21 protein-coding genes are annotated in these 20,064 nt (G+C 60.0%); 10 read left to right on the top strand and 11 right to left on the bottom strand.

All coding sequences use genetic code 11. The annotated features are described in order from the left end of the window. Positions 1–1,242, top strand: a 1,242-nt coding sequence (locus tag ACIONG_RS24460) for an NAD(P)/FAD-dependent oxidoreductase (protein ID WP_401303231.1), incomplete at its 5' end; no start/stop codon positions are given. 134 nt (positions 1,243–1,376) lie between these two features. Here the strand turns inward: ACIONG_RS24460 and ACIONG_RS24455 are convergent. After that, complete coding sequence (locus tag ACIONG_RS24455) at positions 1,377–2,471, bottom strand: PLP-dependent cysteine synthase family protein (protein WP_401303229.1); 1,095 nt, start codon at positions 2,469–2,471, stop codon at positions 1,377–1,379. A gap of 252 nt (positions 2,472–2,723) precedes the next feature. On the opposite strand from ACIONG_RS24455, the gene nhaA reads away from it, so the two are divergent. The 6 genes from nhaA to ACIONG_RS24425 all read left to right on the top strand — a co-directional run bounded on the left by nhaA (position 2,724) and on the right by ACIONG_RS24425 (position 6,819). Then, complete coding sequence (gene nhaA / locus ACIONG_RS24450; RefSeq protein ID WP_401303227.1) at positions 2,724–3,911, top strand: Na+/H+ antiporter NhaA; 1,188 nt, start codon at positions 2,724–2,726, stop codon at positions 3,909–3,911. A 117-nt stretch (positions 3,912–4,028) separates the two neighbouring features. Beyond that, positions 4,029–4,298: a hypothetical protein gene (locus tag ACIONG_RS24445; RefSeq protein WP_401303225.1), complete on the top strand. Its 270-nt coding sequence runs from the start codon at positions 4,029–4,031 to the stop codon at positions 4,296–4,298. Continuing rightward, positions 4,295–5,035 (top strand): zeta toxin family protein, encoded by a 741-nt coding sequence (locus ACIONG_RS24440; protein WP_401303223.1) that lies wholly within the window; start codon positions 4,295–4,297, stop codon positions 5,033–5,035. The genes ACIONG_RS24445 and ACIONG_RS24440 overlap by 4 nt, the downstream gene beginning before the upstream one ends. Before the next feature lie 112 nt (positions 5,036–5,147). Next, entirely contained in the window at positions 5,148–6,338 is a 1,191-nt protein-coding gene (locus ACIONG_RS24435; protein WP_401303221.1) for a colicin E3/pyocin S6 family cytotoxin, read from the top strand. Beyond that, positions 6,335–6,565, top strand: coding sequence for a hypothetical protein (locus ACIONG_RS24430; protein WP_103306602.1), 231 nt, complete (start codon positions 6,335–6,337; stop codon positions 6,563–6,565). The genes ACIONG_RS24435 and ACIONG_RS24430 overlap by 4 nt, the downstream gene beginning before the upstream one ends. Continuing rightward, positions 6,562–6,819, top strand: coding sequence for a hypothetical protein (locus ACIONG_RS24425; protein WP_249412104.1), 258 nt, complete (start codon positions 6,562–6,564; stop codon positions 6,817–6,819). The genes ACIONG_RS24430 and ACIONG_RS24425 overlap by 4 nt, the downstream gene beginning before the upstream one ends. A 60-nt stretch (positions 6,820–6,879) precedes the next feature. On the opposite strand, the gene ACIONG_RS24420 is transcribed toward ACIONG_RS24425, so the two are convergent. Continuing rightward, on the bottom strand, positions 6,880–7,344 hold the full coding sequence (locus tag ACIONG_RS24420) for a glycine zipper 2TM domain-containing protein (protein WP_007969461.1): 465 nt from the start codon (positions 7,342–7,344) through the stop codon (positions 6,880–6,882). A 176-nt stretch (positions 7,345–7,520) separates the two neighbouring features. On the opposite strand from ACIONG_RS24420, the gene ACIONG_RS24415 reads away from it, so the two are divergent. After that, entirely contained in the window at positions 7,521–7,757 is a 237-nt protein-coding gene (locus ACIONG_RS24415) for a hypothetical protein (protein ID WP_103306601.1), read from the top strand. 5 nt (positions 7,758–7,762) lie between these two features. Here the strand turns inward: ACIONG_RS24415 and pdxH are convergent, their stop codons facing one another. The 5 genes from pdxH to dinG form a co-directional block, all read right to left on the bottom strand. Further along, positions 7,763–8,410, bottom strand: a complete 648-nt coding sequence (gene pdxH, locus ACIONG_RS24410; protein ID WP_401303218.1) for a pyridoxamine 5'-phosphate oxidase — start codon at positions 8,408–8,410, stop codon at positions 7,763–7,765. 24 nt (positions 8,411–8,434) lie between these two features. After that, positions 8,435–9,532 (bottom strand): OmpA family protein, encoded by a 1,098-nt coding sequence (locus tag ACIONG_RS24405; RefSeq protein ID WP_401303216.1) that lies wholly within the window; start codon positions 9,530–9,532, stop codon positions 8,435–8,437. A 113-nt stretch (positions 9,533–9,645) separates the two neighbouring features. Further along, positions 9,646–10,791, bottom strand: coding sequence for a serine hydrolase domain-containing protein (locus ACIONG_RS24400; RefSeq protein ID WP_401303214.1), 1,146 nt, complete (start codon positions 10,789–10,791; stop codon positions 9,646–9,648). Positions 10,792–10,933: 142 nt separating this feature from the next. Continuing rightward, entirely contained in the window at positions 10,934–13,429 is a 2,496-nt protein-coding gene (locus ACIONG_RS24395; protein ID WP_401303212.1) for a beta-agarase, read from the bottom strand. 93 nt (positions 13,430–13,522) lie between these two features. Further along, positions 13,523–15,667, bottom strand: a complete 2,145-nt coding sequence (dinG, locus tag ACIONG_RS24390) for an ATP-dependent DNA helicase DinG (protein ID WP_103306596.1) — start codon at positions 15,665–15,667, stop codon at positions 13,523–13,525. 365 nt (positions 15,668–16,032) lie between these two features. On the opposite strand from dinG, the gene ACIONG_RS24385 reads away from it, so the two are divergent. After that, positions 16,033–16,497: a DUF2269 family protein gene (locus ACIONG_RS24385; protein WP_103306595.1), complete on the top strand. Its 465-nt coding sequence runs from the start codon at positions 16,033–16,035 to the stop codon at positions 16,495–16,497. 154 nt (positions 16,498–16,651) lie between these two features. Here the strand turns inward: ACIONG_RS24385 and ACIONG_RS24380 are convergent, their stop codons facing one another. The 4 genes from ACIONG_RS24380 to ACIONG_RS24365 form a co-directional block, all read right to left on the bottom strand. Continuing rightward, the gene (locus ACIONG_RS24380; RefSeq protein ID WP_401303210.1) at positions 16,652–17,410 is read right to left on the bottom strand and encodes a collagen-like protein; all 759 of its coding nucleotides are present in this window, start codon (positions 17,408–17,410) and stop codon (positions 16,652–16,654) included. After that, a complete protein-coding gene (locus ACIONG_RS24375; protein ID WP_103306593.1) occupies positions 17,403–17,684 on the bottom strand; it encodes a DUF1145 domain-containing protein in 282 nt (93 codons plus the stop codon). The genes ACIONG_RS24380 and ACIONG_RS24375 overlap by 8 nt, the downstream gene beginning before the upstream one ends. Positions 17,685–17,845: 161 nt before the next feature. Then, entirely contained in the window at positions 17,846–18,568 is a 723-nt protein-coding gene (locus ACIONG_RS24370) for an OmpA family protein (RefSeq protein WP_103306592.1), read from the bottom strand. Between the two features lie 89 nt (positions 18,569–18,657). Next, positions 18,658–19,353, bottom strand: coding sequence for an OmpA family protein (locus tag ACIONG_RS24365; RefSeq protein ID WP_103306591.1), 696 nt, complete (start codon positions 19,351–19,353; stop codon positions 18,658–18,660). Between the two features lie 199 nt (positions 19,354–19,552). Between ACIONG_RS24365 and ACIONG_RS24360 the strand changes: the two genes are divergently transcribed. Further along, a complete protein-coding gene (locus ACIONG_RS24360; RefSeq protein ID WP_401303207.1) occupies positions 19,553–20,050 on the top strand; it encodes a DUF6231 family protein in 498 nt (165 codons plus the stop codon). Positions 20,051–20,064: the final 14 nt, after the last annotated feature.

Raw genomic sequence — 20,064 nt, 5'->3', positions numbered from 1 at the left:
AGCCTCGAACGCGGCACCGAAGTGCGTCAGCGCACCAAGGACACCTGGGGCCTGTGGCGTAAAAGCGTGCTCAACCCCGAGTCGAACGTGCAGTTCGGCGAAGGCGGCGCGGGGACGTTCTCCGACGGCAAGCTGTACAGCCAGATCAAGGATCCGAAGTTCCTTGGCCGTAAAGTCCTGCACGAATTCGTCAAGGCTGGCGCGCCGGAAGAAATCCTCTACGTCAGCAAGCCGCACATCGGCACGTTCCGTCTGACCGGCATGGTCGAAACCATGCGTGAAGAAATCCGCGCACTGGGGGGGGAAGTGCGTTTCCAGGAGCGCGTCACTGACGTGCTGATCGACGACGGCCAACTGGTCGGCGTGCAACTGGCGAGTGGCGAAACCCTGCATTCGAAACACGTGGTCATGGCCCTCGGCCACAGTGCCCGTGACACCTTCCGCATGCTCCACAGCCGTGGCGTGTTCATGGAAGCCAAGCCGTTCTCGGTGGGCTTCCGTATCGAACACCCGCAATCGCTGATCGACCGCGCACGGCTGGGCAAATACGCCGGCCACCCGAAACTGGGCGCTGCCGACTACAAACTGGTGCACCACGCCAAGAACGGCCGCTCGGTCTACAGCTTCTGCATGTGCCCGGGCGGCACCGTGGTCGCAGCGACTTCCGAGCCGAACCGCGTGGTCACCAACGGCATGAGCCAGTACTCGCGTAACGAGCGCAATGCCAACTCCGGCATCGTCGTCGGCATCACTCCGGAAGTCGATTATCCGGGCGGCCCGCTGGCCGGCATCGAGTTGCAGGAGCGCCTGGAATCCCACGCGTTCATCCTCGGCGGCAGCGATTACAAAGCCCCGGCACAACTGGTTGGCGACTTCATCAACGACATTCCTTCGACCGAACTGGGTGAAGTCGAGCCGTCGTATAAACCGGGCGTAGCACTGGGCGATCTGGCCCTGGCGCTGCCGGACTTTGCCATTGAAGCGATCCGTGAAGCATTGCCGGCGTTCGAGAAGCAGATTCGCGGTTACTCGCTGCACGATGCGGTGTTGACCGGGATCGAGACGCGCACCTCGTCGCCGCTGCGTATTACCCGTAACGAAACGCTGCAGAGCATGAACGTGAAAGGCCTGTTCCCGGCCGGTGAAGGCGCGGGTTATGCGGGCGGGATTCTGTCGGCGGGGGTTGACGGGATTCGCATCGCCGAAGCCGTGGCTCGCGACATTCTGGGCCTGGAAGCCTGATCAGCTAAATCTGCAACAACGCAAAAAACTGTGGGAGCTGGCTTGCCAGCGATGGCGGAAATTCAGTCAACATCAATGTTGAATCTGAGTCAGTCATCGCTGGCAAGCCAGCTCCCACATTTGATTCAGGTGTGTCAGATATTGGCGCGCAACACTGAAGTCGGCAGCGCCTCACCGCGTTCGGCACTCGCCGCTACCGCCGCGATCAACCCACTCAACTCATACCCCTGCACCTTGAGCCAGTCCTGATCGTAATAAGTGTCTGCATAACGCTCGCCGCCATCGCACAGAATCGCCACGATCGACCCCGACTCCCCCGCCGCTTTCATCTGCTGCGCCGCCATCAGCGCACCGATCAGATTGGTCCCGCTCGACCCACCGACATGCCGCCCCAGACGCTGCGCCAAATAGTGCATGGCTGCCAGTGACAAGGCGTCCGGCACCTTGACCATGGCATCGATCACTTTGGGCAGGAACGACGCTTCCACCCTTGGCCGACCAATACCCTCGATCCGCGAACCGCAATCCAGGCGCAGACTGGCATCGCCGGTCTGGTAGTAATCGAAGAACACCGAACGCTCGGCATCCGCGCACAGTACGCGGGTGCAGTGCTGGCGATAGCGCACGTAGCGGCCGAGGGTCGCGGTGGTGCCGCCGGTGCCGGGGCTGGAAATCAGCCAGCTCGGCTCGGGGTGCTTCTCGTAGCGCATCTGCTGGAAGATCGATTCGGCGATGTTGTTGTTCGCCCGCCAGTCGGTGGCGCGCTCCGCGTAAGTGAACTGGTCGATGAAGTGACCACCATGCTCGCGAGCCAGGCGCTCGGATTCGGCGTAGATCTGCGTCGGATCTTTCACCAGATGACTCTGACCACCGTAGAAAGCAATCTGGGCAATCTTCTCCTTCGACGTGGTCGCCGGCATGACCGCTATGAACGGCAGACCGAGCATGCGCGCGAAATACGCTTCGGAAATCGCCGTCGAACCGCTGGACGCCTCGATCACCGGCGCGCCGGGTTTGAGCCAGCCATTACACAGCGCATACAGAAACAGCGAACGGGCCAGACGGTGCTTGAGGCTGCCGGTCGGATGACTGGATTCGTCCTTGAAGTACAACTCGATGCCCGGGAAACCCGGCAGCGGCAAGGGGATCAGGTGGGTGTCGGCGCTGCGCTGGAAATCCGCTTCGATGATGCGGATAGCTTCGCGTGCCCACTGTCGGTTGTCGCTCATGGTCATGATTCTCATTGGATCGCGGCGGGAGATCAGCCTCCCTGGAAGGCTCATCCGTCAGCTTAGGAAAAATCCTGCAGCGCGCACAGATACAGCTGAGTCTCAATGTGTCGGGCAACTGCTAGGCTCAGCGTGACTTGAGCCAGACACCTTGTAACGACATATAACAAAAAAGAATATAACTTTTGTTTTAACAACTAACAGTACGGGTTAGGGTGTTCCACCTTTTTGACGATTCGATGGAGAGCGACCTTGCCTCTGCGTAGCACTTTCACGCGTTTCTTTCAGTTGGAAGCTGCCAGCGGTCTGTTATTGATCGCCGCGGCCATTCTGGCTTTGATTATCAACAACTCGCCCCTGTCGTGGCTGTACACCGGCCTGCTCGACACGCCAGTGGTAGCACAGATCGGCGCGCTGAAAATCGCCAAGCCCTTGCTGCTGTGGATCAACGACGGCCTGATGGCACTGTTCTTCCTGCTGATTGGCCTGGAAGTGAAGCGCGAAGTCCTCGACGGTCAGCTGTCCAAGCCATCGCAGATCGTGTTACCTGGCGCGGCCGCTATCGGCGGCATGCTGGTGCCGGCGCTGATCTACTGGTTCCTCAACCGCGACAACCCGGCAGCGCTCGACGGCTGGGCCATCCCGACCGCCACCGACATCGCCTTCGCCCTCGGCGTGCTGGCCCTGCTGGGCAAGCGTGTGCCTGTGTCGCTGAAGTTGTTTCTGATGACGCTGGCGATCATCGACGACCTCGGCGCCATCGTGATCATTGCGATCTTCTACTCGGGTGAATTGTCGACTCTGTCGCTGGGCCTGGCGGCGGCGTGTATAGCGGCGCTGGTGGCGATGAACCGGCTCGGCGTGGTCAAGCTTGGGCCGTACATGATCATCGGCCTGATCCTGTGGGTGTGCGTTCTCAAGAGCGGTGTCCATGCGACGCTGGCCGGCGTGACTCTGGCCTTCTGCATCCCGCTGCGGACGAAAAACGCCGAACCTTCGCCACTGCTGACGCTGGAACACGCGCTGCATCCTTGGGTGGCCTACGGCATTCTGCCGCTGTTCGCCTTTGCCAACGCTGGCCTGTCGCTGAGCGGTGTCACCGTGGAAAGCTTTACCCACCACGTACCCATGGGCATCGCCGTCGGCCTCTTGCTGGGCAAGACCGTCGGCGTGTTCGGCCTGACCTGGCTGGCCGTGAAGATCGGCATCGCTTCCCTGCCCCAGGGTGCCAATTGGGGTCAGGTGTTGGGCGTCGCCATCCTCTGCGGCATCGGCTTCACCATGAGCCTGTTTGTCGGTTCGCTGGCGTTTGAACCGGGCGTGAGCGACTACGCCGGCATGGATCGAATGGGCATTCTGACCGGATCGTTGTTTGCCGCGTTGATCGGTTATGCGGTGACGGCGGCGGCGAGTCGCAGAAGCAGCATTCAAGGGGCCTGAGTGCTGGCCCAAGACAACCAGCACACTTCTCGCGTGGTTTAGCAATGATTCACGCAAGTGTGCTATATCTTTCGTGAAGCCAGTGCCCGTTTCCACACGGTAATCCCGGAGCCATCCATGTCACGTAAAGCAGAAAAACGCCCAATGACGGACGATCAGATTGCCGTCCAGGAATCCCGAATTCCAGACATCGCCCTAAAGGCATTCAGCAATGCCTACAAAATGGCACTTGCCAATGGCGCAGCCGTTCTTGTCGCTAAAGATGGCCAGCTATTTGAGGTGACAGAGAAGACATCCGTTGCACTGCGCTCGATCGGCACTTATGGAAATCTGAAAAGCGGCACGCGCCTGCGCATCAATAAATCTGCAAAACAGGTTACTTCTTGAGCACACCCAGAATACGGATATTTGCGGGACCGAATGGATCGGGAAAAAGTACCTTCAATCGACTTGTTCCTGCCCACTTGCGGGAAAACTACATCAACCCGGATGACATAGAGCGGGCGATCAAAGATACGGGGTACTTTGACTTCACCTCTTATCACATCGAGTCTCATAAAGAGCAGATTTTCGATTTTCTCCGTGAACATGCGCTACTGAAGAAATCCCTTCGTTCGCTGGCAAAGCTGGACTCCCTTACGATTGAAGGTGAGCGACTGAGCTTCGCAAATACTGAGATCGACTCCTACGTCGCTTCGGCACTTTCCGACTTCATACGAAGGTCGCTGATCAAGGAACGCATCAGCTTTACGTTTGAAACGGTCATGTCCTCCTCAGACAAAGTCAACCTGCTTGCCGAAGCTCATGACTCCGGCTACAGAGTTTATGTTTATTACGTCGCTACCGCCGATCCCGAAATCAACATAGCCAGGGTTGCCTACCGTGTATCGCAAGGTGGGCACAATGTTCCTCCTGAAAAAATCAGAGCCCGTTACTGGAGATCTCTGGAATTACTTTCTGAGGCTATCCTGACATCCAACAGAGCTTACATTTTCGATAACTCGGATGAAGGTAGTGAAGGGCTGACACAAATAGCAGAAATCACCGATGGCGAGCTGATTGAAATCAAATCAGATATCCAGCCACCCTGGTTCAAAGAATTCGTACTCGATAAATTACTGTAGTCGAAAAATCCCACGTCTTTAGAGACGCGTCCTACAGCCACATCTTTCGCGCTTCGTTAACGTCGCACAGCCCTTTCAAGGGGCTGTCGATGGATGAGCGAAAGGACGATCAGTGGCTCGCAACAAGGACATTCCCCGGGTTCCCAACCCACCGGCGGGCGACGGGCACCACGTCACTCACCGATACATGACGGCCAGCGAACTGGCCGCTCACGAATCCAGACAAAACGCTTATGACGCCATGTTGGCGCGGCAGGAGGCTTTTGAGCGCACCCGCGAAGTGGCTGCGAAAAAGTCTGAGGTCCCGCGCGCTGGGTGTGTGTTCGCCAAGTCCTGCAAGTTACCGGACGCCATCATTGACTACTCGAATCCTTCGGGCATGGTGCCGACCGACAGCCTGAAGGACTACGGTGAAATTGCGTGGCTCGGCGCTCGCGAAGTCGATGCCGCGGGCGTGCTGAATCTGCAAGCGATCAGCGGCGACACGGTTTCACTGGGCGTCGGGCGCATCGCAATACGCATGCCCGCCCTCACCGCTAGCACTATCACATCAATTGGCGCGGTGGGTGCTGCCGCTCTCTCGGCAGTGGTCGCGCTGTTCTGGACGCCCACCCTCGGCGACAGCGCGCTCTACACCGAAGACCAACTGCGTGCCCTGAAACAAGCCCGTACCCGCGTGCGCCTGCGCGTTGAACAACAGGCCGACGGCAGCCTCAAGGGCTACGGCTTTTACACCGGCAAGAACCGCGATTGGGAAATGGTCGATGTCGTGCAGTTCAGTGCGCGTGGCAGCCAGTTTATTGCGGATCTTGGTGAAGGCGTCGAGCTGATCTGGACACCGGCGGTGGATGGTTCAGACATCCTCGGCATCCCTGCCTTGGAGGCTGCACCGCAGGCGCCGCACATCTGGGTTTATCCGCCGACGAAAGCGGCGGACGGGATTCTGGTGAATCCGGTTTATCCGCCGGAGTATCGGGATTTTATTCTGGTCTTTCCGGCGAGTTCGGGGGTTAGGCCGGTATATATAGTCTTAAACGTCCCTAAAGATTTCAAATACCACCCCGCCCCTGTTTCGCTGCCGGCGTTTCCAGACGTGAAACCTGCACCACTGAAAACCTCCGTTCGCGGTGGAGGGAAAAAGCGAAGACGTTGGAAAGATGCATCGGGGAAAATTTACGAATGGGACTCTCAGCATGGCAAGGTTGAGATGTACACCAAGCAAGGAAAACACCTTGGAGAATACGACCCGAAAACAGGGAAACAAACAAAGCCTGCCGATTCCACAAGGAGAGTAGAAAAATGAAGCATGTAATAGAGGTATTCGATCGAAAGACTGAGGATTTGCTCCTAAGCGTGGAGATCGCGTCGCATCACGAGGAAGCATTGAAGGTGCTGATGAACTGGCAACATCCTGAAGATGAGTTCGATGGCTCTGATTTAGACGAAGAGCAGATCAAAGTTTTGGAGGACTGGACTGGTGAAAAGCTCTTGGACGCTACTCATATAGTTCAGTTGGTGTGCATCGAATGACTTATGGCAACTTCAAGCTGAAACACACCATCGAGGCATTTAATAAACGCACAGCTCGGTTAGTTTTCGAGATCCCAGTTCCCGATGGAAACATTGAGCGGCTCAGAATAATCATGCATTGGGTCAATCCCGAAGACGAAATCTTTGGTTATGACCTCGACCAAGAGCAGATAAAGCAATTGGAAGCTTTAATCGGTCGAGCTTTCTACGACTCTAAATACGATTTTCAAATGGGTTGTCATGGAAGCGAGTAAATACCTTAAAAAAACCCCGACCAGTCACCTGATCGGGGTTTTCTTTACCCTACATTCCGCTTAGTGCGAAACGCGGCTGGTCCCGCCAACGGTGGAGATGCGTACACGTTCACCAACGCGGAACACTTCATTCTCCTGAACCTGCTGCACATAGGCGCGCATGCTGCCGTCGTCTTCGCGCACGGTGATTTCCACGCCTTGGGTACGGGTCAGGCCTTCTTCAGTAGCCGAGCCGATCAGACCGCCCGCCACTGCACCGATGACCGCAGCCACGATGCTGCCTTTGCCGCCACCGATGGCGCTGCCGCCGACACCGCCGACCACTGCGCCTGCAGCGCCGCCGATTGGGGTTTTGGTGCCTTCGATCTTGACGGGACGCAGGGATTCGATGGTGCCCATGCGAATCGTCTGCACGCGACGCGCTTCGTCACGGGAGTAGGAGTCACCGGTCAGGCTCGATTGGCAGCCGGTAAGCAACATCGCCATCGTGGAAAAGGAAGCAACCAGCAGAACAGACTTACGCATAGCATCAACTCCAAAGAAACATATATTCATTAAACTCCGTGGCTTGACGCCTGTCACGACACCGCCCGGACAAATTGGCTTTCATTCAGGCGCGGTACAGACACCTGCTTTACCAGAGGTAGCCACTACAGTAGCGCCAAATTACCGATTCTGCGCCACGGACACCAAGGATTTTCATGGATTACTTCATCATTGCCGTTACCACCGTCGCCGGTTTGTACTTCCATGGGTGGCTGTACGTACGGATCAAACGCTGGATAGATCGCGATCTGGCGTTGTCACTGGCCGGCAAGGACGAAGGCAAACGCGCCTTCATGCTCGAACAATTGGCCCGCGCTCAGGCGCAGAAGATCAAGCGTCGAGACCTGCCGAAGTGGCTTGAGGCCGCTGCGGCAGGCTATCTCGCTCGGTAGACTGCTTAAGGTGCCAGACGTTCAAGAATCCAGTCGGCGCCCTGCACACGGTAGTTGAGGCGATCGTGCAGACGGCTCGGACGGCCCTGCCAGAACTCGATGCGCTCGGGCAGCAAGCGGTAACCACCCCAGTGTTGCGGGCAGTCAGGCTGGGTGTCGCTGAAACGTTGTTCGGTCGCCTTGAGCAGATCTTCCAGCTCTCCCCGCCCGTTGATCACCCGGCTCTGCGGCGATGCCCAGGCGCCCAGACGACTGCCCAGCGGTCGCACCTGATAATACGCATCGGACTCTTCAGGCGTGACCTTCACTACCCGGCCTTCGATGCGCACCTGGCGCTCAAGGGTCGGCCAGAAGAAGGTCATGGCGGCAAACGGATTGACCGCCAGATGCTGGCCCTTGGCACTGTCGTAGTTGGTGAAGAAGGTGAAGCCCTGCTCGTCCAGGCCCTTGAGCAGCAGAATGCGGCAATGCGGACGCCCGCCCGCATCGACCGTGGCCAGGGTCATGGCGTTGGCTTCAACCGGCGCCTGTTCGGTTTTCACCGCATCGGCGAACCATTGGTGGAACAGCGCGAACGGCTCGGCCGGGGCCTGCGCCTCGGTCAAACCATCCCGGGTGTAATCACGACGCATATCTGCCAGAGCCTGGGTCATGGCGCAGTCCTTTTCGTTAGCGGATCACTTTTTGGTGGCGTCGGCAGCGGCGACTTTCTTATCGGTCGCAGCGGCTTTGGCGGGTGCGGTTTTCTTCGCCGGAGCCTTGGCTGGCGCTTTCTTCGCAGGTGCTTTGGCAGCGGCTTTCTTGGCGGGTGCCTTTTTGGTGGCCGGTACGGCAGCTTTCTTCGCGGCTGGCGCCGGGGTGACTGGTTTGGCCACTGGCTTGACGTCCTGCGCAGCGACCATGGTCACTGGCTTCGGCGCCGGCATGTTGTATTTGCTCAACAGCGCAACCATGGTGTTCTGCGGGGTCACCAGCATTTCCACGCGACGGTTCAGGGCACGGCCTTCAACGCTGTCGTTGGCGGCACGCGGGGCTTCGGAGCCCATGCCGCGCAGCATCAGGCGATCACGCTGCAAGCCGCTGAGGCGGAAGATCGCCGCAATGGCCTGGGCACGTTCTTGACTCAGTTTGATATTGGCTGGCGCAGCACCGCTGGAGTCACTGTGGCCAAGTACCAACACCGCAGTTTCCGGGTCGGCTTCGAGGATTTTCGCCACGCGGGTGAACGGGCCGAGGGTCACTGGCAGCAACATCGCCGGGCGATCCGGGTTGAACGAGCCTTCTACCGGCGCGGTCACGACCAGCACGTTGTCACGGCGCTCGAGTTGCAGATTGCTGTCCTGGATCGCGGTACGCAGGCGTGGTTCGTAGTCGTCGAGCCAGGCTTGAGTGACTTTCGGGTCCGGCATCGGCACGACCTTGGCGGTGTCCTGATCCTTGCCGCCAAACGGCCACCACCATTTGCCGCCCTTGTCGGCCTCGGCTTTGGCCACTTCAACCGGTTTGGCTTCGGGCTTCACTTCCGGCTTGGTGTCGGCCTTGGCGGTCGAATCGTCCGAGCCAAAAGGCCAGTACCATGGGCTGCTGCTTTCAGCCTTGGCTACCGGAGCGGCGGCAGCGGGTTTCAACGGAGCCGGGGCAGGCTCTTTGGCTGCCACCTTGTCGGAAGACCCGAACGGCCACCAGCTACCGCCGTCGGCATCGTTTTTCGGAGTCTGTGCACAACCGGTGATCGCAACACACAGGGCCAGGGCGAGAGTCGTTTTAGCTGACATTGAAAATCCACAAAATGAAGTAATGAAAAATCAGAGCACTTTCGCCCGGATAAACAGACGCTTTGAATCGAAAAACCTGTCGAGGTTCCGGCCCTGGAACCTCTGATGACGCTTTACAGACAAGTGGCAAGCACCCGCGCGAGCTTCTGCGCACGCGGATCCATCAAGACGTACGGCCCTAGGGTATTTGTCACAAAACCAAACGCGACATCATGCTCAGGGTCAGCAAAACCGATCGAACCGCCTGCGCCCGGATGGCCGAACGCCCGTGGGCCGAGGCCATAAGTGGCGTTGGGCACGTCCGGTTGATCGAGCATGCAGCCCAGACCCAAACGGGTGCGGGTCAGCAGGGTCTTGTCTTCGCCGAGGCTATGCTCGCGGGTCAGCTCTTCGAGCATGTCGCTTTCAAGCAGGCTGCCGTCGAGCAGACCGGCGTAGAAACCAGCAAGGCTGCGCGCGTTGCCGTGGCCATTGGCTGCCGGTTGTTGCATGCGCCGCCACTCCGGTTTGTTGGTGCTGGTGAGCACCGACGGTGGGTTGGTGAAGGCGCGGGTGGTCATGGCGGTCGGTTCACGCATGGTCACTTGCAGAAGACGCTGAGCGGCGGCATCACCCGCATTGCCCTTGCCCCGGGCGATATGCGCGACACGGTGAAACTCTTCGTCGGCCAAACCGACATGGAAATCCAGACCCAGTGGCTTGGCGACACGGGCGACGATGGATTCACCCGGTCCGCGACCGTCGGCGCGGCGCAACAACTCACCGATCAGCCAGCCGTAAGTGATCGCGGCATAACCGTGGCCAGTGCCCGGCGTCCACCACGGCGCCTCAGCCGCGAGAGCGTCGACCATGGTTTGCCATTCATAAAGGGCTTCAGGCGCCAGCAACTCGCGCAGGGCCGGCAGACCGGCCTGATGGCAGAGCAATTGGCGCAGGGTCACGGCCTCTTTGCCGGCGGCGGCGAACTCCGGCCAGTAGCGGGCGACCGGAACATCCAGTTGCAACTTGCCCTCGGCGACCAGTTGCAGCGCAGTGACGGCGGTGAAGGTTTTGGTGCAGGAGAACAGATTGGCGATGGTGTCGCTGTGCCAGGCCTCGGCGCCATCCTTGTCGGCGGTACCGGACCAGAGGTCGAGGACGGTTTCTCCGCCGACCTGAATGCACAAGGCTGCGCCGCGTTCCTGGGGATCGTCGAACAGTGCGGCGAAAGCTTCGCGCACCGCTTCGAATTGAAGCTCGTAATGTCCCTGAATCTGCACCCGCAACTCCCCCGCGAAAACGCTCTACAAAGTGGCCCGCATTGTTCCAGCCCTTGAGGGATTTGGGAACAGCTGCGGGCTGGACGGTTGAATCGGATTTTTGGGTGTGGCGAGGGGGCTTGCCCACTCGCCACAGTGTCAGTCAGTGACCATTGCCCGAATGCCCACCCGCATGCCCTGCACCCGGGCCTTTGCCGGCTTCGCCCTTGCGCCCGCCTTCAGCTTCATGACCGGCGACCGCTGCGGCTTTCTCCGCCTCTTTGCCAAGCTGATCAACCGCCTGCAAATTGCTCTTGCGCACCGTTTCGACAAAGCCCTGATACGGCAGATCGGTCACGCCGACCAAACCAAAGTGCCCGTTCTCGCCATCCAGCAGACGCCCGGTCACCGGTTGATCCAGATACTGGAACCAGTGCACGCCGACAATCGACGGTTCACTCAAGGCCTGTTTGAGGAAGTTGGCATACGCCGCGCCGCGATCCTCTTCCTTGGCCAGTTGCGTCACACCGCCCCAGAACGGGCCGCGATCAGTGGAGCCGAAGTTGAACTCGGTAATCAGCACCGGTTTGTCCAATGCATTCAAAGCGGCAAAGTCATAACCATCCTGCGGTTTGAGCGTGTACATGTTGAAACTCAGCACATCGCAATATTGCGCGCAGGACGCCACGGCTTCCGGGGTGCTGATGGCGAAGCGGCCGCCGAGCAGCAACTGGTTCGGCGCATGCCATTTCAGCGAGTCGGAGATGGTCTTGAAATAGGTGTCGGCGAAGACCTTCTGGAAGTATTTGAAGTCGGCCTCGATTTCCGGGTGTTCCGGGTTCGGCAGCGGCGGGACGAAACCCGGATCTTCCATCAATTCCCACGCCGGCAGGTCGATGCCCCAGGCTTTCGACAGCCCCGCCTGATTACGGTATTTGTCACGCAATTGCTTGAGAAACGCGCGTTTGGCCGGCACGTCGGTGGTCATTTTCAAGGTGCCGTACGCCAGCGCGTAACGGGATTTCGGATCGTCGCCGGGACCGGCCCACGCCAGTTCGTTATCGGCGAAATAGCCAATCAGCCACGGATCATCGCGATGATCGCGGGCAGCGATGGCCACGGCGCGTTCGGTGGCCATGGCGAAACGCGGATCGAACGGGTCGGGCATACCGCCCCACCAGTCGCTGCCGGTGCTGATGCTGGTGTAATCGCCGACGATCGACAACGGCAAGGTGTACGGCACGCGGTCGGCGTCAGCCAGCGCATCGGCACTCCAGTTGCCGATCGTGTTGAAACCCCAGGCTTGCAAGCGATCAAGGGTATGGCTGGCCCACTGCTGCTCATCGACCGTGGCTTTGCACGGAGCCGTGACGGTTTGATCGGCAGCTTTTTCAGCAGTCGTTGCCACCGCGTCGGTTTTCGCCGCTTCGGCGACACCGGACTTCGCTTCGCTGGCGCCTGCTACAGGCTCTGCGGCTTTCGCTGCCGTTTCTTCCACCGCGCCAGCCTTGGCCGCTTCAGCGATCCCGGCCTTGCCGTCGCTGTCCGGCGCGCAAGGCTCGCCGTAGACCCGCTGCAGGTTGGCGGCATAGAAGTCGTACCAGCGCCCATTGCCGTAGCCCCGGCCCTGATCGGCACCGTTGCCGCCACGGTTGTCGCCTTCACCGAAGTGAATGGCCAGGGGCTCGCCGGTTTTTGGCAGGGATTCGAACATGTATTCGCGACCCGCCACGTAGGTCTGGTTGACCTCGGGGCTGATGGTGTTGACGCCGAGGGAGTAAAACGGATGCCCTTCTGGCGTCACCAGATACCAGCGACCGTCGCGTTTTTCCGTGCGGAAGAAGCCGCTGGCCTTAAAGGCCGGGCCTTTGCTCCAGCCGCCGAACTTGTCCAGCGAGGACTTCTCGCGCTCGGCCAGCCAGGTTTTCAGCTGTTGCTGTTCCTTGGCGGCGGCAGATTTGAGTTGTTCGTCAGTGGCGATTTTTTCCGGCCATTTGCTGCGGGTCGACTGACCATAAGCGTCGACCAGATTGCCGTACACCGCTTGCGTGACCGCCTCGCCGTCCTGCACGCCAAAGCGTTCGAGCAGCAGGCTCTGGGCAACTTTCGGCTGATCCATCGACAGACTCACCGATACGATTTGGCTTCGATCAATCTCGCCGCTACTGCTGGCCAGCAGAATGCGTTGACCATCGACGGTCATCGGCATCGGCGGCCCGGCCTTCATGCCCTGGCTCAGTGGCGTAGCCGCTACCAACGGCACCAGCAAGGTTTGCGCCGGGCCGGCCGGCAGGTCGACGCGACTGGTCAGCGTCTGGCCATTGTTGCTCTGGATCTGCACATAGACCGTCACGGCCCAGTTCATCGCACTCTGCAGGCGCAGGCTCATCATTCCGGACTGCGACCAGTCCCAGGCACCGGTCTGCGGAGTCAGGCGCAACGTCGGGCGGGCCACCGGGTTGAACGTCACCCGGCGCAACACTTCACCCTCTGGGGTTTGTTCGGCGTTGGCTTGCGGCAGGTCGGCGTTTTCCGTGGTGATTTTCACCACGTCGGCGGGACGGACAAAGTTGAACAGCGTCTGCTGGCCAGCAGGCGCCGCCAGCAACGGGGCGGCGAAGATCAAGGCAAACACGGCAGGTAATGAACGGCGGATCATAAGAACGGAGTTCTCCCTAACGACCAAATGGCCAATGGAAAAGCGTTGGCAGAGAGATAGACAGCGCGGCGGGCGAAATTGCCCACCGGTGTCTCAGGATATTTCACGACGGAAAGGAGGCAACGCATTGAGGATCGCCTTGCCGTAGCGCTGGGTGACCAGGCGCCGGTCGAGCAAGGTGATGGTGCCGCGGTCTTCTTCGGTACGCAGCAGACGCCCGCAGGCCTGAACCAGCTTCAGCGAGGCATCGGGCACCGAGATTTCCATGAACGGATTGCCGCCACGGGCTTCGATCCACTCCGACAGCGCGGCCTCGACCGGATCGTCCGGCACCGAGAACGGAATCTTGGCGATCACCACGTGCTCGCAATACGCGCCCGGCAAGTCGACACCCTCGGCAAAACTGGCGAGACCGAACAGCACACTGGAATCACCGCCATCGACCCGCGCCTTGTGCTTGTTCAGGGTTTCCTGTTTCGACAGGTTGCCTTGAATGAACACTTGCTTGCGCCAGTCGCGGTCGAGACCGTCGAACACGTCTTGCATCTGTTTGCGCGAGGAGAACAGCACCAGCGTGCCGCGCGAACCTTCGACCAGATCCGGCAACTCACGGATGATCGCGGCGGTGTGAGCAGCGGCATCGCGCGGGTCGGCTTTCAGATCCGGCACGCGCAACACGCCAGCGTCGGCGTGGTGGAACGGGCTCGGCACCACGGCGGTGACGGCTTTTTTCGGCAGGCCGGCACGCATGCGGAAGCGGTCGAACGTGCCCAGCGCAGTCAGCGTTGCCGACGTCACCAGACAGCCGTAGGCGACGTTCCACAGGCTGCGGCGCAAGGTTTCGGCGGCGAGGATCGGGCTGGCGTTGACCTCGATGTCGAAAAGTGAGCCGCTTTCGGCCAGGGTCAGCCAGCGCGCCATCGGCGGGCTGTCTTCCGGGTCTTCGGCGGTGAACGCGGTCCACAGTTCCCAGTTGCCGGAGGCACGGGACAACAGGCTGCCGAACAGCGGATACCACTCTTCGGCCTGATTGCTGGCGATGCCGATGTTGACCTCGCCGTCCATGCCTTCCTTGAGCAGGTCGGTCAGGCGCGTGAACAGGTCATTAAGACGGGCGAAGCCTTTCTTCAGCTCAATGCCCATTTCGCGCATGTGTTCGGGAATGACCCCGGCAACAAAGCGATGGCGAGGCCGCTCACGGCCCTCGACGTCTTCGCCGGGTTTGAAATCGGCAATCTGCTCGCAGGCCGTAAACATGAACTGCTGCTGGGTCTTGATCTCGCGCGCCAGCTCCGGCACTTGCTCGATCAACTTGCCGAGATCTCCCGGCAGCGGATGCTGGGCCAGCAACTTGGTGAGGTTCTTGGCGGTGGTTTCCAGCCAGTCGGCGGTGGAACGCAGGCGTGTGTAATGGGCGAAGTGGCCGATGGCCTTGTCCGGCAGGTGATGGCCTTCGTCGAACACGTAAATGGTGTCGCGCGGGTCGGGCAACACCGCGCCGCCGCCGAGCGCCAGGTCAGCCAGAACCATGTCGTGGTTGGTGACGATCACGTCAACCTTGCCCATGCCCTCGCGGGCCTTGTAGAAGGCGCACTGGCCGAAGTTCGGGCAATGGCGGTTGGTGCACTGGCTGTGATCGGTGGTCAGGCGCGCCCAGTCGGCGTCTTCCAGCGCATTCGGCCAGCTGTCGCGGTCGCCGTCCCATTTATTGCCGGCAAGCTTTTCGATCATGCTGGTGAACAGCTTCTGACTGGCCTCATCGACCTCGATCTTGAAGCCTTCCTCTTCGAACAGCTGGGCCGTGGCGGTTTGCGCGTGACCTTCCTGCAAAAGCATGTCGAGCTTGGACAGGCACATGTAACGGCCACGACCCTTGGCCAAAGCAAAGCTGAAGTTCAGCCCGCTGTTGCGCATCAGGTCGGGCAAATCCTTGTAGACGATCTGCTCTTGCAGCGCGACGGTCGCGGTCGCGATCACCAGACGTTTGCCCGCCAGTTTGGCAGTAGGGATCGCCGCGAGGCTGTAGGCCACGGTTTTACCGGTACCGGTCCCGGCTTCCACCGCGACAATCGCGGGGTCGCCACTGCGCCGGCCTTCGTCGTCGGTATCGATATCTCCGAGGACTTTGGCGATTTCAGCGATCATCAGGCGCTGGCCGTAACGCGGCTTGAGGCTCTTGGCCTCTAGAAAACGCGAGTAGGCGCCCTGGATCGTGGTTTTGAGTTCAGTGCTGATCATTGAGTGTCGGGCGCAAAAACGCTGGATAAATTTTCAGTGGTTCAGGGGGGCGTTCTCGATCAGTTTCCACGCCGCGTTGTCGCCTTAAAGCGGACCAGGCAAGGCGCAGGCCGCTGGAAATGGTTGTTCCCTTTCCAAGGCCTGCAACGCAGGCTGGCCCGCTTTAAGGCACAACCCGAAGGGCCGCGCCTGCTGTTGTGCAGGGCTGCGTTGCTCGAAGCTTATTTGGAATGACCAAACCACGCTTCTCGCGCCTTGCCCTGCACAACAGCAGGCGCGGCGCGGCGCGGAAACTGATCGAGAATGCCCCCCAACGGCCGCTATCATACCCCGCTAATCAGTCCCGCGCAGAACGGAGTACCCCAATGACACCTTTTAGCCTCGTTTACCCCCTGCATGTCCTCTCCGCCCTCGTGTGGGTCGGCGGCATGTTTTTCGCCTGGATGGTCTTGCGTCCCGCGGCTGTGAAGGCCCTCGACGGCCCTGCCCGACTGACACTGTGGGTGGAAGTGTTTCAAGGTTTTTTTCGCTGGGTCTGGGTCGCGGTGATCATCTTGCCGATCAGCGGCGTAGGCATGTTGCATCTGCAGCAGGTCGGTTTTGAGACCGCACCGAAATATGTGCAGGTGATGATCGGGTTATACGTGGTGATGACGGCGCTGTTTATCCGGATTCAGGGGTTGATGCTGCCAGAGCTGCGCAAAGCGGTTGAAGCAAAGGACTGGCCGACAGGTGCGGCGGTGCTCGGGCGGATTCGCCGGGTGGTGGGGATTAATCTGATTGTCGGGTTGCTGCTGGTGGCGATTGCGGCGGCGCGGCCGATGTTCTGAGCCACAGCATTTTTTGAGCTGTGAACACTGCTGTGGCGAGGGGATTTATCCCCGATGGGTCGCGAAGCGTCCCCGCTCTTTAATCCAAAAGCGGGGACTGCTACGCAGTCCATCGGGGATAAATCCCCTCGCCACAATTGAGCCTTGCTGTTCTTTAGAAGCGCTGCACGGTCACGGCACCCGCCGCGCCGGCCGGTCCAGGCTGACCATCAGCGCCGGCCTTGCCATTCTTGCCGCCATCGGCGCGATACACCAGGCAGCCCTTGGACTTGCCGCCCTTGCCGGCCTTGCCGCCAACGCCCGCCGGGCCACCGGCACCGCCGGCCACGTTGACCTTGATCAGCTCCGCCGGAAACTCACGCGGCACTTCAAGGCGTACCAGCCCACCCGGAGCACCGGGTTGACCGTCACTGCCGTCACTGCCATCAGCACCGTGCCCGGCCGAGCCATAAGTGCAGCCCGGATCTTCACCGTTGCCACCGTCCAGTCCGACAAAACCAGGCGCACCGGTGCCGCCACGAGCATCGACCAACAGTTGCGGCGCGTTCAATGCCTTGAACTGCAGATTCAGATTGCGCCCTGCCCGGGCGGCTTTTTCGTAGGTGCCCGGTGCACCGCGTGCGGTGATCTGGCTGCCTTCGCCGAGTTCTGCGCGAGCAACCTTCATGTCCAACGCCTGTGCCCCTGGCACGATGGCGATCCGAGCTTCGTGACCGAGGCGCAATTCACCGACACTCAGTTCAGTGACGTTGGCGGGAATCAGCAAGGTGCCGTAATCGGCCACGTCCAGGCGCTCAAGCTGCAAAGTGCCGGTGTTGTTAGGCAACCGCATAAGGGAGTTGGGTTCGACGCTGACCACTTGGGCACAGGCCAATGGGCTGATGAATGCAGCGAGCAAGCAGAGTTTACGCATGGGAAGAAGCCTCCGGAGCGGCCGGGGCCGGGATGGTTTGCAGGTGGAATACGCCGAACAGCAGGATGCGGCCACGGTCACGCCAAGGGTGCGGACGTCCCTTGAGGCTGCGATTGCACAGCAGCACTTCGAGCACATGAACCGTTAACAGCAGACCGCCGGCCAGATTGACCAGCAGATGCAGCGGATGAACAAAGGGTACAAGCTGATTGGCCAGCACCACACAGCAGAACAGCAGGGTCAATAACCGCCCCAGCCCCCAGAACACTTTCATACGCTCCCCCGTGTTGCGAATTATTCTTTGGGCGCACAGTAACGGCTTCTGCGGGGGATAAGCCAGAGGCAAAAATGAAAAAACCTTGCCGAGCCGCCAAATGGCTGCCGGAGCGACGATGATCGCCCCGGCAGCTCTAGCTCGCGGACTACAGACACATCCTAGCGATTGATGTGCAGCTCCACTCTGCGGTTTTGCGCGCGCCCTTCGTCGGTCGCGTTATCCGCCACCGGCTCGCTTTCGCCACGCCCTTCACTGGTCAGTTTGTTCGGCGCCAGGCCCTGACTCAGCAGATAAGCCGCGACGCTGCTGGCGCGTCGTTCGGAAAGCGCCTGGTTGTAGGCATCCGATCCTTTGCTGTCGGTATGGCCGATGACTTTGATGCTCACCACGTCGGCATTGCGCAGTTTGTCCATCAACGTATCGAGCTGGGCCTTTGCCGCTGGCGTCAGGTCAGACTTGTCGAAATCGAAGAGCACGTTGCCGGCATCGCTCAAGGTGATGACTTCGGTTTGCGGAGCCGGTTCGACCGGTTTCTGTGCCACCGGGTACTGCGGCAGTGGACAGCCACGGTGATCGACCGGGGTGTTGGCCGGGGTATCGGGGCAACGGTCACGGCGGTCGAATACGCCGTCGCCGTCTTCATCGCCGTCCTGGGCATAACAGATCAGTCCGCCGGTAAGAATCCCCAGCGCCGCGCCGCCACCGGCCCAGCCGCCACTTTCGATGGCGCCGAGACCGCCACCGACCAGCCCGCCGATAAGGCTGCAGATCGGCCACGTACGTTGATTGAGGGGTGCAGTGCCATCGCTGTGGGTGGCGCAACCGGTGAGCAAGCTGCCTAGCAGCAGCACCGGCAAGACGGACCTTGAGAAAACAGTCATTGTGAAAGCTCCTGTGTCACCGGCCCATACCGGTTACACAGGAGTAAAGACCCGCATCCGCGACTGCACAAGCCGCGGATGCGAGAGGCCTAGCGGACGATTTTGATTTCGGTACGACGGTTTTGCGCACGACCGTCAGCAGTTTTGTTATCGGCAACAGGCTGGCTTTCACCCAGACCGGACACCGAAACGAAGCTGGCACGTGGCACACCTTGCTGGATCAGGTATTCCACCACCGAGTGCGCACGACGGTCCGACAGTTTTTTGTTGTAGGCATCGCTGCCCACGCTGTCGGTATGACCGGTCACGGTCAGTTGTGCGGTCGAGGATTCCTGTTTCAGGCGTGTGGCGACTTTGTCGAGCACTTGCTTGTCGGGGCCGGTCAGCGTGGCTTTGTCGAACTGGAAGTGCACATCACGAATAACGATGGTTTCTTCCTTGACTACTACAGCCTCTTCAACCACTGGCGCAGGGGCGGGTGGAGGGCAACCGTCAGCGTCGACCTGTACACCTTTAGGCGTGTGCGGGCACTTGTCGCGACTGTCCGGCACACCATCGCCGTCTTCATCGCCATCACCGTGTACCCAGCAATAGGCCGCTGCCGTACCACCGACCACCAGCGCGCCATAGCCGGCCCATGCCGAACTCTCGGTCGCGCCGAGGCCGGCACCGACAACACCACCGACCGCCGCACAGGTCGGCCAGTCGGTTTTCTGCAAACCTGCGCAACCAGTCAACACACTGGTTAGCAGAATCAAAGGTAATGCTGTCCGAACTATGCTCATCTGGTTTTCTCCTGAGGGATCGGCTTAGAACCGATTCAGGGAGTAAAGACCGGAGTTTTAATCTCCGCCAGCAATAGGCCACTGCTGTTTGCGACCGTGTTCACAGGACTTTGGCGCATTTGTCGCAAACCTGCGCGGCAGGGCTCTTTGCCGCCGCAGTCAGGCAGGCTAGTCTTGGCGGTCTGATTGAGGAGCTTCGATGAACGTCGCCATTTCTTCCCGTACGCCGCAACAGGCGTTGGCCGCTTTGCTGGATCGCTACGCGCCGGCGCGTCTGCTGCTGATCGGCGCCAGTGAATTCCCCGCGCTGAGCGCTTTCAAACAAGCGCATCCAGACACGTGCGTGGCCCACGCCGCGCCCGGCGCCTTGCCGGCGGAACTGGCGGCGCGGCGTTTCGATCTGGCTCTGGTAGTCGACTGCCTGGAGCATTTGCCCAAGCGCGACGGCCTTAACCTGCTGGGCGGTATTCGCAATCTCAACGCCAGCCGCATCGCAGTGCTGGCGGACCTTTCGGCCAGTGGCTGGCAGGAAACCGATTTCTACTCGCTGGCACTGCAGGCCAGCGAACGCTTCCAGCGTGACGAACAGGTGTTGACCCTGTTTACCTACGATCTGCTTGACTACAAACAAGTCCCCGACTGGCTCAACTCACGGTTCTGGGCCAACCCGGAAATGTTTGGGAAGTACTGGTGGTAAACCCATGAATATCA

It is taken from the genome of Pseudomonas sp. NPDC087817, from assembly GCF_044742875.1.
In the GTDB taxonomy this organism is placed as follows: domain Bacteria; phylum Pseudomonadota; class Gammaproteobacteria; order Pseudomonadales; family Pseudomonadaceae; genus Aquipseudomonas.
This window is presented reverse-complemented; position numbering and strand designations above follow the sequence as displayed.

What these genes read in the sequence shown, in the direction of transcription:
- ACIONG_RS24455 (WP_401303229.1), bottom strand. Translation starts at nt 2,471, where the DNA reads ATGAGCGACAACCGACAGTGGGCACGCGAAGCTATCCGCATCATCGAA.
- ACIONG_RS24445 (WP_401303225.1), top strand. Translation starts at nt 4,029, where the DNA reads ATGTCACGTAAAGCAGAAAAACGCCCAATGACGGACGATCAGATTGCC.
- ACIONG_RS24430 (WP_103306602.1), top strand. Translation starts at nt 6,335, where the DNA reads ATGAAGCATGTAATAGAGGTATTCGATCGAAAGACTGAGGATTTGCTC.
- ACIONG_RS24425 (WP_249412104.1), top strand. Translation starts at nt 6,562, where the DNA reads ATGACTTATGGCAACTTCAAGCTGAAACACACCATCGAGGCATTTAAT.
- ACIONG_RS24420 (WP_007969461.1), bottom strand. Translation starts at nt 7,344, where the DNA reads ATGCGTAAGTCTGTTCTGCTGGTTGCTTCCTTTTCCACGATGGCGATG.
- ACIONG_RS24415 (WP_103306601.1), top strand. Translation starts at nt 7,521, where the DNA reads ATGGATTACTTCATCATTGCCGTTACCACCGTCGCCGGTTTGTACTTC.
- pdxH (WP_401303218.1), bottom strand. Translation starts at nt 8,410, where the DNA reads ATGACCCAGGCTCTGGCAGATATGCGTCGTGATTACACCCGGGATGGT.
- ACIONG_RS24405 (WP_401303216.1), bottom strand. Translation starts at nt 9,532, where the DNA reads ATGTCAGCTAAAACGACTCTCGCCCTGGCCCTGTGTGTTGCGATCACC.
- ACIONG_RS24395 (WP_401303212.1), bottom strand. Translation starts at nt 13,429, where the DNA reads ATGATCCGCCGTTCATTACCTGCCGTGTTTGCCTTGATCTTCGCCGCC.
- dinG (WP_103306596.1), bottom strand. Translation starts at nt 15,667, where the DNA reads ATGATCAGCACTGAACTCAAAACCACGATCCAGGGCGCCTACTCGCGT.
- ACIONG_RS24385 (WP_103306595.1), top strand. Translation starts at nt 16,033, where the DNA reads ATGACACCTTTTAGCCTCGTTTACCCCCTGCATGTCCTCTCCGCCCTC.
- ACIONG_RS24380 (WP_401303210.1), bottom strand. Translation starts at nt 17,410, where the DNA reads ATGCGTAAACTCTGCTTGCTCGCTGCATTCATCAGCCCATTGGCCTGT.
- ACIONG_RS24375 (WP_103306593.1), bottom strand. Translation starts at nt 17,684, where the DNA reads ATGAAAGTGTTCTGGGGGCTGGGGCGGTTATTGACCCTGCTGTTCTGC.
- ACIONG_RS24370 (WP_103306592.1), bottom strand. Translation starts at nt 18,568, where the DNA reads ATGACTGTTTTCTCAAGGTCCGTCTTGCCGGTGCTGCTGCTAGGCAGC.
- ACIONG_RS24365 (WP_103306591.1), bottom strand. Translation starts at nt 19,353, where the DNA reads ATGAGCATAGTTCGGACAGCATTACCTTTGATTCTGCTAACCAGTGTG.
- ACIONG_RS24360 (WP_401303207.1), top strand. Translation starts at nt 19,553, where the DNA reads ATGAACGTCGCCATTTCTTCCCGTACGCCGCAACAGGCGTTGGCCGCT.